Source organism: Ruegeria sp. AA3 (assembly GCF_056542905.1).
Map to the genome: position 1 here is coordinate 11,704 of NZ_JBQGAQ010000019.1, position 12,542 is coordinate 24,245.

13 protein-coding genes are annotated in these 12,542 nt (G+C 57.0%); 10 read left to right on the forward strand and 3 right to left on the reverse strand.

What is annotated here, in order from left to right:
• The first annotated feature begins 4 nt into the window (after positions 1–4).
• The 10 genes from ACR0JR_RS21180 to ACR0JR_RS21225 all read left to right on the forward strand — a co-directional run bounded on the left by ACR0JR_RS21180 (position 5) and on the right by ACR0JR_RS21225 (position 10,243).
• Positions 5–883: an ArdC family protein gene (locus ACR0JR_RS21180; RefSeq protein ID WP_480458009.1), complete on the forward strand. Its 879-nt coding sequence runs from the start codon at positions 5–7 to the stop codon at positions 881–883.
• Between the two features lie 667 nt (positions 884–1,550).
• Positions 1,551–1,814: a hypothetical protein gene (locus ACR0JR_RS21185; protein ID WP_480458011.1), complete on the forward strand. Its 264-nt coding sequence runs from the start codon at positions 1,551–1,553 to the stop codon at positions 1,812–1,814.
• Positions 1,811–2,014, forward strand: a complete 204-nt coding sequence (locus ACR0JR_RS21190) for a hypothetical protein (RefSeq protein ID WP_480458012.1) — start codon at positions 1,811–1,813, stop codon at positions 2,012–2,014. The genes ACR0JR_RS21185 and ACR0JR_RS21190 overlap by 4 nt, the downstream gene beginning before the upstream one ends.
• Positions 2,011–2,235: a hypothetical protein gene (locus tag ACR0JR_RS21195; RefSeq protein WP_480458014.1), complete on the forward strand. Its 225-nt coding sequence runs from the start codon at positions 2,011–2,013 to the stop codon at positions 2,233–2,235. The genes ACR0JR_RS21190 and ACR0JR_RS21195 overlap by 4 nt, the downstream gene beginning before the upstream one ends.
• Positions 2,222–2,503, forward strand: a complete 282-nt coding sequence (locus tag ACR0JR_RS21200) for a hypothetical protein (RefSeq protein ID WP_421701066.1) — start codon at positions 2,222–2,224, stop codon at positions 2,501–2,503. Before ACR0JR_RS21195 ends, ACR0JR_RS21200 begins: the two co-directional genes overlap by 14 nt.
• A 174-nt stretch (positions 2,504–2,677) precedes the next feature.
• On the forward strand, positions 2,678–3,268 hold the full coding sequence (locus tag ACR0JR_RS21205; RefSeq protein WP_480458015.1) for a hypothetical protein: 591 nt from the start codon (positions 2,678–2,680) through the stop codon (positions 3,266–3,268).
• Entirely contained in the window at positions 3,255–5,063 is a 1,809-nt protein-coding gene (locus tag ACR0JR_RS21210; RefSeq protein WP_480458016.1) for a relaxase/mobilization nuclease domain-containing protein, read from the forward strand. The genes ACR0JR_RS21205 and ACR0JR_RS21210 overlap by 14 nt, the downstream gene beginning before the upstream one ends.
• A complete protein-coding gene (locus ACR0JR_RS21215) occupies positions 5,056–6,948 on the forward strand; it encodes a type IV secretory system conjugative DNA transfer family protein (protein ID WP_480458017.1) in 1,893 nt (630 codons plus the stop codon). The genes ACR0JR_RS21210 and ACR0JR_RS21215 overlap by 8 nt, the downstream gene beginning before the upstream one ends.
• Positions 6,949–7,119: 171 nt before the next feature.
• Positions 7,120–8,850, forward strand: coding sequence for an ATP-dependent nuclease (locus ACR0JR_RS21220; protein WP_480458019.1), 1,731 nt, complete (start codon positions 7,120–7,122; stop codon positions 8,848–8,850).
• Positions 8,837–10,243 carry a UvrD-helicase domain-containing protein gene (locus tag ACR0JR_RS21225; RefSeq protein WP_480458021.1) on the forward strand — a complete coding sequence of 469 codons (1,407 nt, stop codon included), beginning with the start codon at positions 8,837–8,839 and terminating at the stop codon, positions 10,241–10,243. The genes ACR0JR_RS21220 and ACR0JR_RS21225 overlap by 14 nt, the downstream gene beginning before the upstream one ends.
• 114 nt (positions 10,244–10,357) lie before the next feature.
• Here the strand turns inward: ACR0JR_RS21225 and ACR0JR_RS21230 are convergent, their stop codons facing one another.
• Genes ACR0JR_RS21230 through ACR0JR_RS21240 form a run of 3 tightly spaced genes read right to left on the reverse strand, consistent with a single transcriptional unit; the run spans position 10,358 to position 12,541 of the window.
• Entirely contained in the window at positions 10,358–11,356 is a 999-nt protein-coding gene (locus ACR0JR_RS21230) for a TrbL/VirB6 family protein (RefSeq protein ID WP_480458023.1), read from the reverse strand.
• 20 nt (positions 11,357–11,376) lie between these two features.
• Positions 11,377–11,553, reverse strand: a complete 177-nt coding sequence (locus ACR0JR_RS21235) for a DUF4177 domain-containing protein (protein WP_319949072.1) — start codon at positions 11,551–11,553, stop codon at positions 11,377–11,379.
• Positions 11,546–12,541 carry an ATPase, T2SS/T4P/T4SS family gene (locus ACR0JR_RS21240; RefSeq protein WP_480458025.1) on the reverse strand — a complete coding sequence of 332 codons (996 nt, stop codon included), beginning with the start codon at positions 12,539–12,541 and terminating at the stop codon, positions 11,546–11,548. Before ACR0JR_RS21240 ends, ACR0JR_RS21235 begins: the two co-directional genes overlap by 8 nt.
• Position 12,542 lies beyond the last annotated feature (1 nt).

The following is a 12,542-nucleotide window of genomic DNA, read 5'->3' on the forward strand; positions in this document are numbered from 1 at the left end:
ACAAATGGCACCGAAGTTTGATGTTTATGCCCATGTCACCGACACTATTATTGCAGAGATCGAGACGGGCACGCCGCCATGGCGCAAGCCGTGGACCGGGAGTGCGTCCTGCATTGCCCTGCCGACGCGGCACAACGGCGAGGAGTATCGCGGGATTAACATCCTGATGCTCTGGGTCATGGCGGCCAAGCATGGTTATGCGTCCAGCCGCTGGATGACCTACAAGCAGGCCCAAGAGCTGGGCGGCCAAGTCCGCAAAGGCGAAACGTCGTCGACCGTGGTCAAATACGGGACGTTCACCCGAGAAAACGAACTGGGCATTGAGGAAGAACTGCCCTATGCGCGAGCATACCGCGTCTTCAACGCGGATCAGATTGAAGGTTTGCCGGAGGAGTACTACATCCGTCCCGAGGCCCCGTGCGATCTTGGCACTGAGGTTGATCCCGAGCTTGAGGCGTTTTTTGCTCGCACGGGTGCGGAGATCGTGACCACCGATGAGCCGCGAGTCTATTACAGCCCGGCCAAGGATCACATCCATATGCCGCCCGTGGCGACCTTCCTTAGTGCGAAAGGGTATTTCGCGACCCTTGCCCATGAATCAATCCACTGGACCGGTAGCGAAAAGCGGCTTGAGCGGATCAAGAAATTTGCGAACCGCGAGGCCTATGCCTTTGAAGAGCTGGTGGCCGAAATCGGCGCTTGTTTCCTTGGGGCTCAGATTGGTGTCGCGCCGGAATTCGACCAAAGCGCCGCCTATGTTGAAGGGTGGATAAAAGCGCTCAAGGAGGACAAGCGGGCGATTTTCCGCGCGGCGTCCGAGGCCCAGAAAGCCGCCGATTTTGTCCTAGCATCCGCAGGTCAATCGAAAGCGGCTGCAGCATGAGCGGCCCCGCAATCTTACCCCCGATGACGTGCCGCAAATGCGGCGCGTCAAATCCGGTGATCTTTCTTGCGCCGGTCATCGTGAAAGGCAGTTGCTCCTGTATGTGCTTGGATTGCGCCGAGGCCCGTTCGTGGCTCGATCCGGACGGCAACTTGAAGTCTGGTATTGAGCTTTGAGCACCTGCGCCCCGCCTCATGTGGCGGGGCGCAGGCACTTTCAACGAGATGCAAAATTGTGGCCCGTGCTGCTGCGCACGGGCCGCTCTGAGAAACGGACTGTGTGGAGGATCGACCGGCTTTCAGCCCGCTCACCTCCTTCAGGCTTCTTTCAATTTGATTAGTCCGCCCAACATCCCTGTCGCGCCCCGTCAATGGGCAAGCGCCGCGCGGGCGCGTCGTCAAAGCCTGCAACCCGTGTCCTCGCGCGAAGGCGCGCTGCGGGCCGCACCAGTTGCTGGCGTTGACCCATTGACTGGCCTCTCCTGGGCCGTGGGTCGGGCTGTGCCCCCACCCACTCTGTTCCGCCGAATACATGCGTATTCGGTCAGATCAGATTGGCCGGTGTGCAGCCCATCGGCGGAAGGGGAGCCAAGCCCCAACCGCAGCAGCCAAGAGGAGGCCACAAATGGCTCACAAATATCAGCCCCCGAAATTCTGGACCTGCGACTGTGATCGCGACCGGTGGTCACATCATCGACGGGCTCTATAGCACCTGCGTCTATTGCGGGAAGCATCGGCACGAGCTGAGAGAGATCGTTGTTCCGTCAGGTTTGGGCGGCGTGTTCTGTGTCGAGATCCTCAGCGTCGAGGATGATTGCGCCAAGGTGAAGGTGGCCAAAAGCTCGAACGGCTTTGACGCGCTACCGCCCTTCACGGTGCCGTTCAAAGACATCGCCCCGCGTTGGAAGCACAAGGCGGGAGAAATCCGATGATCCCTGACTATCACAGCGATGATTTTGCGACGGCGCGTCTGGACGGTACCGTCAGCTTGCGAAGCGCCGCCCGCGAGGCCCGCGCCACGCTTTACGCGGTGTTGAACCGGCTGGAACTGAATGATCTGGAAGGTGAAGAGCAGCCCTATATCGACGATTGTCTTGGGGCTCTCGCAATCCTTGAGGAGGCGTTGCGATGACCTTGGAAGACATCAAAGCAGCAATGGACGCGGGCAACCGCGTTCATTGGGTCAACAGCGGGTATGTCGTGACGCGTGATCGCCTCGGGCAGTATCTCATCACCTTCACGCGGAACGGGTCGGCTATCGGCTTGACCAGTCGGGATGGCACCCGCCTGAACGGCGAGCCTGACGAATTTTTCAACGGGGAAAGTGCAAAGGTTTGGCATGGAGTATTCTGACATCAGGCAGGCGGCCCGAGAGGGCCGCGCCAGCGTGCATCTTCACGGGTTCTGCAATCTGCCTGATGGCGGGCAGGAGTATTGTGATGATCCAGAACTGATTGATGGCTGGGCAATCTATGTCCGAGTTGAGACCCCGGACGACCCGCAACAGCCCTTTGATCTGCAAGAGTTGCCCGATCATCAAACCTATGCCAGCGCTGAAGGCGCGGCCCGCGCAATAGCGTTGCAATTGCTTGGCGATGCTGAGGCATGGAACCACGATTAGTGGTGCCATGCCTTGCGCATGGGGCCGGGCTTTGCCCGGCGGTCGCAGCCGATGGCTGCTCCAAACGGAATACAGGCAGTTGATGCAATATTATAATATTGATTCAATTATGGCGAAGTGCCATAACAGGGCTGCCTGTATGATGCTGGCAAGAAATAGGGGTGATTACTTCACATGGCCCGACAGCGCGCACCACGGCACAAGCGACTGACGCAAAACCAGCGTTTTGCCATCGTGCGCAAGCGTGCCGAAGGGGTGTCGATCGAGGATCTGGCCCGTGAATTCGGCGTCACGACCCGCAGCATCTTCTACACGTTGAAGGGCGATCAAAGCCGCAAGCTTGATGCGCGCGTGCGCTCTGAGCTGGTGAATGTCCGGCTTACGCCAAAGGAGCTTGCGCGCTTCGATGCCGTGCTGACGCGGCATGATATCGCCAGCCGCGCCGACGGGTTGCGGCGGCTGATCTATGCGTCGAACGATCTCTTCGTTCCTGACGATGAACTGGTTAATCAGATGCAGGGGCTCTCGGCCTCGCTCAATCGCACCGGCAACAACATCAACCAGATTGCGCAGCGCCTGAACGAGGCAAAGCGCCAGGGTAAAACGCCACCCTATGGCAATTCTGCCCATGGCCAGGTGCGCGCTTTGGCCGGGCTGATCTTCGATATCGCTGATCAAGTCCAAGACATGGCGCAGCGCCGCCGAAGTGCGCTGTCTGGCGAGGTTGCTCGCGTTCTGGGAGGCTTTGCCGATGGCCCGGAATAGCGCCGTTGCCGCCGCGCAGGAGGCCTTCTTCGATCGCGACTGGAGCCGCATTCGAGGAAGCGTGCCGCGTACCCGTGCCAAGCAAATGGCCCGCGCCGCCATGGGGCATTCCCCCGCGATCTTCAAAGCCATTCGCGACGGGGGCACACACAACAAATCGCAGCTGCGCAACCAGCTGGAATACCTAACCACCAAGTCGAGCTTTATCATCGATAGCCGTGGTACCTATGACGGCCAAAGCGTCCTGTCAGCCAAAGAGATCGAACAGGTCACGCGCCGATTTTCAGCGCAATGGAATGAGGGGTTTCATCCCAAGCTGGGGCATACCTCGCATCTCTTGATGGCTTTCCCGATTGGCACGCGCGGCGAAGATGTCGCCGAGATCACGCGCGAGATGTGCGAGCGCTTCTTTCAGGGCGAAGGCAGCCACTTTGACTACATCGCCGCCGTGCATGAGGACCGGGTTCACCCTCACGCCCATATCGTTCTGAACCGGCGAAGCAAGGACGGTGAATTCTTCTTTCTGAAAGAAGGGCACCACTTCAACTACGACAGTTTTCGCGAAGCGATGGTGGAGGTGTCGGACCGCTATGGGCTGCGGCTTGAGGCGACGCGAAAGCTGGAGCGCGGGATCACGACGAAGAGGCCAAGCGACGTGGACCAACGTCGTGCAGAAGCAACGGGGCAGAAGCTGATCGGGCGTAAGCGTGTGGGGCCGGAGCTCGACCGCGCTTTGGCTGAGGTGGCGCAGAACGCGCGGCTTTATCGCGGCCTGGCTGCCGAGGCCTCGCGCGAGAACCAGCATGACATCGCAGTTGCCTTGGACAAAGCCGCGACGCTTTTGGCGCAGGGCAAACCGATTGAAGCAGATGGAAAGGTATATGGTATGGCCGAAGAACAGCATTCGTTTGATGAGGTCGTGGATGCCTTTCACGACAAGATCAACCAAGCCGAACGCATTGTGGCGGACGCCCCGGTGGAGCGGCGTGCCGCGCTGGAGCATGAGCTGAACGACATTTATCGTTCTTTGTCACATCTGAGCCCAATGGGAACGCAGTCCCACACCTTGCTTGAGGATGCGTCCAAGAGTGGGATTTATTCGGCCGGGAATATTCAGGCTGAGGCCCAAGGTGCCTTGCGAGATCCAACGCTCGCCGAGCGTCTTGAACAGGCTTTGAAAGACACCGGCATTGACGCGCAAGAGGTGGCGCGACGCGTTGAAGTCGGCGCGAGCAATGCCGCGCTAGAGCGGCAATGGCTTGGTCAGGATTTGAAGGCGATTGCCGAGAAGGAGGGCTTTGACCTATCTCGCGCCGATGAGCTGGAGAAGGCGATCGACCGCCTCGACCAGGTGCACAGTGAGTTGGGCCATATGTTGGCCGAGACGCACGTTCTCAAAGACAGTGGGACGGTGGAGACCGACCGGCAGGAAAGCATGGTCGACAGGTTACCGCCGACCACTGCTAATATCCTGAGCCGTATGAGGGACGACCCAACCGCAGATCCATTCCGAAACGATCTGGAACACGAGACCTTGCGTGCTGAGATGGAGGAACTGGTCGGTGAAGAACAGGCGGCCGACTTGGCGATTGGTGATGAAACGACGCTTGAAGAACACATCGAAGACCGCCTGGAAAGGCTCTATGCGGCCAAGGCCTACCTGCAGAGCGATGCCGCTCTGGCGAACAGTGTGGCGATGGAGCATGTCCTAGACGAGATCGCAAATGAAGAAATTGATGTTCAACGCGAGCAGCATGTCGATGCCGACGGCGAAAAGGGCGTGACGCATGGGTAAGGCGCGGATCGCACTCGGCGTCATGAGCTTTGCTCTTCTGGGCGCGGTGTTGGGGTATGTTCTGGCGTCGGCCTTTCTGACATTCCGCTGGTTCGGGGTTGGGGCGGACATCGATTTCTTGATGCTGGCGCGCAGCTATGGGGATCTTCGAGTGACCCATCCGGGCGATATGCAGATTGTTCACTTGATCGTGGGGATCAGCACTGGTGCCGGTGTTTTGCTTAGTGCGGTCTTGATGAACGACGCTCTGACCAAATTTGGGGAAACCCATTGGCAGCAAATGTCCGAGATGAAGCGGAACGGTTTCTTCGGCAAGCCTGGCCACGGCTTTGTCCTCGGCAAAATGGGAAAGCCCAAGAGCCGCAAACCCTTCGTGATGTCCAAGGTGTTCCCCCATGCCCTGATCGTCGCCCCGACCGGACGCGGCAAAACGACGGGGTTTGTCATCCCGAACCTTCTGACCTATCAGGGCAGTGCGGTGGTGCTCGACGTAAAAGGCGAAAACTTCGAAGCAACATCGCGCCACAGGGCAGCGCAGGGCGACAAGGTTTTTCGGTTCGCGCCCACTGACTGGAAGGACGGCCGCTCGCACCGATACAATCCTTTGCTGCGAATATCGGCGCTGGAGAACGTCGACCGCCAGCAGATGGAGCTGCAACTCTTGGCTTCGTTGTTCCTGCAAGCAGATAACGACCGCGTCCAAGGGCTACTTGATGGCGGTATCGATTTGTTTGTTGCGGCAGGACTTTTGGCGTTCGAGCGCAAGCGGCCGACCTTGGGCGAAATCTACCGCATCACCGCATCAGGCGGAGACAAACAAAAGGAGTACCGCCGTCGCGCCGACGAGGTGGTCAATCCAGCTGCCAAGCTGATCTTCATGCGCATGGCCTCAACCAACAACGACACGCTGACCTCCTACCTGTCGCTACTGATGACATCGGGCCTGAAGCAATGGTCCAACCCCGCCATCGACCGTGCAACAGCAACGTCTGACTTCGATTTTCGTGATATCCGAAAATCGCCGTTTTCGGTTTATCTCGTGGTCGAACCGCTGATGGTAAAACCGCTCGCGCCGTTGATCCGCCTGTTTTTCTCGGATTTGCTGGCATCGCTTCAGGATCATGAACCCGGCAAGGACGAACCCTGGCCGGTGATGATCATGCTCGATGAGTTCAACCGCCTCGGCAAAATGCCCATCGTTCTGGACAGCATCGAAACTCTGCGCTCTTACCGCGCCAATCTCGCGATCGTCACACAGACCATCCCGGCGCTAGATGAAATCTACGGCGAAAATGCCCGGCGTGCCTTGCAGGGCAACGCGGGCATCAAGCTCTATCTGACCCCCTCGGATGAAAAGACCATCGAAGAGCTCAGCAAAGCCGTCGGCAAAACCACCAAGCGTGTTGTAACCCGCTCGCGATCGGTCGGCCGCAACCCCTTTGCCGGGCGCAGCATGTCCGAGCGGACGGAAGAAACGGCTTTGTTACCTGAGGATGAGGCGCGGCGCATGGATCTGGATGACATCGTCTTAGTCGTCGACGCGCAAATGCCTGTCCGCGCCAAGCGGATCAAGTACTATGAGGATCGGTTCTTTAAGCAGATCTTCGACAAGCAGACCGGCGATCTGCCATATCCCTCAGCGGGTGACCAGATGCGTGGGCTTCAGGGCCAGATCAAGGCGCTGGAGGTTAAGATTGGCGTGTTGGAGGTGCCAAGAGAGGTTGCCGTCGACGCCTTTGAAGTTGGCGGGAAACGGCGCGATGAGATTGAAGAATTGGCGTCCGGCAGTCAAAATGCACCGTCAGCTGCCCAGGCCAGTTTGGGTGACTATCAGGCCGGAACTGAAAGGGTGGAAAGGTTTATGGACGAGGCAGCTCGGGAATGACAGGCTGAGAGATGCTTTTTGCTTCACAAGAGCTATTCACGCACCGGATAGAACTGAACTGACGTTCAATCGATTGACACAGCTAGGCGGTACATGAATTCAAGTAAGGTCTTATGCTTCTTCGGCTTCTCCGCTAGGTTGTGAAGAAACTGGTTCGGGAAGCTCAGTATTTTGCCAAAAATTTTCTACTTAAACGTTCAAAACTTCAGATCGATAAAAGAGTTATCGTGGAAGCCTAACCACGGCATAAATTGTCTGATCGGGGTCGGAGACAGCGGTAAGACAACTGTGTTGGACGCAATTGACTACTGTCTTGGTGCGAGACGTTCCGCGCAGTTTTCTGACTACGATTTTCATAAAACGGACACCAGCGAGCCAATAAAGATCTTGGCCGCACTCGGTGCACTTGAACCGTCACTTCTCTCAATTGATGCCTATGGCGACTATTTTTGCGGCTACAACCCCACTACGGGAAAATTTGAAGATGAGCCTGGCCACGGACTGGAGACAGTTTTAGTGCTCCGACTGAAGGTTGAAAAAGACCTAGAACCACAATGGTCACTTTTGTCGAAGCGGGCGAAGGCTAAGGGCATCGAGCGAAATTTACGGTGGGAGGATCGCCAAACTTCCTCCCCATTGCGACTCGGGGATCACCCCGACTGGCACCTCGCATGGCGACGTGGTGCGCTGTTTGAAAGGCTGACGGATGAAAAGCTGGCTCTAACGGAGGGTTTGTCCGATGCCGCTCGAAAAGCCCGAGCAGACTTTGGCAGTACAGCAAACAAGGAACTGACGGACAGCCTCGATGTGGTGAAGAAGTCTGCCGATGAGTTGGGCGTACCGACGGCTGGGGCGGTACACGCGCTACTCGATGCGAACTCAGTGAAGTTTGGCACGGGAGCGATTGCGCTGCATGACGCGAACAACATACCGCTTTCATCTTTGGGTACTGGATCAAAACGCTTGCTGGTGGCAGGCTTGGCAAGAAAAGTCGCAACATCCGCTAGCATCGCCTTGGTTGATGAGTTGGAAACGGGTCTGGAACCGCATCGGATACGAAGCCTGCTCAACACGCTGGGTGCGAAGGACACGTCGGCTTCCCAACAGGTTTACGCAACGACCCATTCGCCAGTTGTTCTGAGAGAGCTAGACCACACCCAGTTGACGTTGCTGCGTGTTGACAAAACCACCGGAAAGCACCGGGCCCATTCCGCTTCTGAGAGTGCTCAGGGATTGCTGAGAAGTAACCCAGAGGCTTTTCTGGCGAAGCGAGTAATCGTTTGTGAAGGCAAATCTGAAATGGGCTTCATTAGGGGGTTTGATCAGCACAGTAGCGGATGTGGAAACGTCTCAATGGAAGCGCTTGGAACCGTGCTAGTTGACGGAGGTGGAGCCAAAAAATTGCTTTCTCCAGCGAACGAACTCCTCCGCCTCGGGTACAATGTATCAATTTTCATGGATAGTGATGTTCCTCTAGAGGCCGCTGATGAAGAGGCTTTTGTTACTGGAGGAGGCACGGTATTCAAGTGGCCAAACCAATGTGCTCTCGAGGATGCGATTTTCCGGTGTGCTACCGGGCCGGTCATTGCTTCGTTGTTGGACTACGCCGTTTCGTTGCCAAACGGTGATAAGGTCGACGCGCAGATTTGTACGGCATCAAGAAACCAATTCAATCTGGCTCAAGCAAAGAGTTGGGCGGAAGCAAATACGCTTCAGCCTGCAACCGCCGGCATACTGGGCCAGGCAGCGCGTAGTGGAGACGGTTGGTTCAAGCGGATTGCGCCATATGAACATGTGGCAAAGAACATTTTAGCTCCCAGTTATTCCTCGCTACATGCCGATCTGACGGGCATCACTACAGCATTGATGAATTGGGCTTGGGGTCACAATGACCGAACCTGATCCTCTCCAGATATCAAGAGGATGCATACAGGCTCCCGCTGGATGCGGAAAAACCCACCTAATTGCGGAAAGTTTAAAGCGCTGTACTACTGAGAAACCAATCCTCGTTTTGACTCATACGAATGCGGCGGTTGCGGCGCTTCGGCAGAGGCTGGACAAGGGTGCAGTTCCTCGATCTAGCTATCGTCTCGCAACCATTGACGGGTGGGCTATGAGACTGGTCGGCATGTTTCCATTGAGAAGCGCCGCAGACCCATCCATTTTGGAGCTGTCCAGCCCAGGAACTGACTATCCAGCTATAAAGCAGGCTGCGCTCTGTTTGCTGCAAGGGCGCCATATCGACAACCTTCTTGCAGCAAACTACTCTCGGCTACTAGTCGATGAATACCAAGACTGCCTGAGCGCCCAGCACCGAATTATATGTGAACTTGCGAGAGTGCTGCCGACTTGCATTTTCGGCGATGTCCTTCAAGGAATATTCGATTTTGGGGACACACAGGTAGACTGGAACGCTGAAGTGCTTCAGGATTTTCCGTTGGTAAGTGAGCTATCTACACCGTGGCGCTGGAACCTCGCCGGGGCGGGATCATTGGGCCAGTGGCTGCTGGACTTGCGACCAACACTTCTGAGCGGTGGCCAAATTGACCTCTCTACGGCTCCATCAGAGTTGGAATGGGTTCCCGTTGCAGGCGACCAGGATTTTGAAAAGATTCTTGCCGCAACACATGGTATGCCAAAGGGCATCGAGAGTTCGCTGATTATTTGCAGCAGCCGCAATCGTCAGAGGCAACAACAAATTGCTCAGTTTACAAAAGGTGCGTCAGTCGTAGAGAACGCGGACCTTACAGACCTAGTTTCTTTTGCTCGGCGTTTCGATTTTTCTTCAACCAACGCCACCGCAGAATTGCTCAATGAAGCCGCAAGCGTTCTTCGCGGAATAAGCGCGACCGAAATGATAACGAGAATTGTGTCACTCAAGGCAGGCACGAACCGAAAGCCAGCCACAGCTCAAGAAATGGCGGCACTGAGTTTCGACGCGGATAAGACCCCTCAAAAGGCGGCGGCCCTCTTGTCAGCTCTGAGCAATCAGTCCGGTGTGTCAGCCTTTAGAGGAGAAGTGTTTAGAAACCTTCTGAAAGCACTTCACGCATCTGCAAGCGCAAACGATTTTGCGGATATGGTGCTCAAGGCTCGAGAGGAGCGGCGCTTTCATAGCCGTGCCCTTGGAAAAAAATCTGTCGGCAGCACGCTTTTGGTAAAGGGCCTGGAAGCCGATCAGGTCGTGATTGTCGATACACATGAAATGAATGCCAAGAACTTGTATGTTGCGCTCACCCGAGGGGCGAAGAGAGTAGTGGTGTGCTCAGCATCTCAGTATTTGCCAACCACATAGCACGTCAGAAAAGCGCGCTTCTTGAAAATGCTGCGCGTTGCACGAATGGCTTTTCTGGTTAAGCCGTGGCTCGGCATCCGAACGGTCAGTGGAGGTCGTTTCTGGGCAAAATCTCTATTCCAACCGTTTCGCCCGATCTGCCACCCGCTGAACCATCGAGACAGTCGCACCGCCCGCCTGGCGTAGTCCAGCCCCGGCGATCTCAGCATTTGACCTCGTCCCAAACCGCGCCCGCGCCCGTGAGCCCTTGGTTCCGATCAAGCCCTTTGCGAACCCACCAGGGCTGGGAATGCTTGGCGGTCCGGCCATCATGAAATTGCCTGAGATTGAGCGGACGATCAGCGGGGTGGCGATGATCATGCCGCCTGCGAGGAACATCATCATGAAAAAGGGCACCAGCGCGCCGATGTTGCTTGCGCCGGAGGGATCTCCGAGTTCGGTCATCAGCGAACGTGACATGCCGACGACCGTTGAAAACACTCCTGCGATCACGAGGGGGTAGAGCGCGTAGGATACCGTGCTGGACAGCCATCGGTGGAAATAGTCCTTGCTGACATCGAACAGCGAAAGCGCGATCATGATTGGGGCGATGCCGATCATGAAAGCCAGCATGATCTTGGCGAAGATCAGGACAAGGCCGCAGAGCGCGCCGATCACGCCCAAAAGGAATGCGCCGATCGCGCCGATCAAGGCTCCGGCCATCCAATGCATGTTGTCACCGGCTGCGTTTAGGTAGTCGCCAAACTCTTCAATGAGATCGTCGAAGGCCTCGGCAAAGTAGGACGCACCTGCACCGCTGCCGCCAAGTCCTGCCACCATTCCGCCTGCGAGCTGGTCGAGCCCGCTGATGAGCGCGCTGGCTACTGCGTTGAATTGGACCCAGTTCATCGCAAAGAGTGAGATCAGCATGAGTTTGAGGGCGAACCAGAAGGCGGTCCGCCCATCCATGGATTTGTACTGAAACATCATGTTGAGGAAAACGCCGATCACGGCGAGCGTCGAGGCCACGGCGATGACACCGCCAAGCTGACCGGCGACGTTGCCAAAGGTGGTTTGGGCTGCGTCGTCCAGAAAGTTGTCGGTTGTTTCTACCATCCAGGTGACGACGCCCATCGGATCTTCCTCGGTCTGCTTTAGGCGCTCGCGCCGGTGCGACGTTTCATGAAGGCCTTCAGAATATGTTCGCCGTCAAAATCCGGCACGACCGAGACCAACTCCCAGCCGTCTTGGCCAAGAGTTGTCAGCTGCGCTTCGATCTTCGGAGGCTTGATCTTGGCGGTGTTGATCTGTTCAATTTTGTATTCAAACATGGGCTATTTCCTTTGAATGGGCCGGATCAACCGGCAGGTAGAATTCGGTGATGCCGCGTGCGCCTTCATGGCGACCAGCCTGGATGATCACATCGATCGAGCGCGTGATGTAATCGTTCATGTCTTGGTAGGTCATGGGCACATCGGTCTTCAGGGCGGCAATGGCGAGGCGCTGGACCGCCAGCGGAGGCGTTTCAGCATGCAGCGTGGTAAGTGAGCCGCCATGGCCGGTGTTGATCGCCTCGAGGAAGGTCATGGCCTCTTTGCCGCGCACTTCGCCAAGGACAATGCGGTCCGGCCGCATGCGAAGGGTGGAGGTTAGTAGAACATCAGCGCTGCGCGTGGCCTCATCGCGATCAGACATCAGCGTGACGACATTGGGCTGCGTCGGGCGTAGCTCCGGAGCCTCTTCGATCGTGATGATGCGTTCGTCGGCGGGCACGAAGGAGAGGATCTTGCGCGCCGTGACGGTCTTGCCGGTCGAGGTGCCACCGGACACGATCATGTTGAGCTTGTGCGTGACGCAGAACTTGATCGCGGCGTCGATGTCGCCCGTGGCCACGACATCGCGCAGCTCGGCATTGCGTTTGCGGCGTGCACCCTCGTTGCTGCGCTCTTTTCCGAAGAGAAAGGACAGCTTGATCCGCTCCAATGGCAGGTCCGCAAAGAACCGCAGGGAAATCGCGTAACCGCCATCAACGGCGGGAGGCTGGATGACTTGCGCGCGGATCGGGCGGTCACGGTAGGTGATGCTGACTGATACAATCGGCTTGGTCCGGCTCAGAGTGGTGTTCGCGGCGGAAGCAACCTGATTGCCCAAGTCTTTGATCTCGTTCGGTGAGAGCCGCCGGTTGACGGATCGCATGAAGTGATCCCCCTGAAACTCAGCCCACAGCGTGCCGTCGGGGTTGATGCAAAGCTCGATCAGCTTTGGATCACGCGCCTCGGGGATCTTGTCCATCGAGCTTTGCAAATAGCTGGCCGCCATA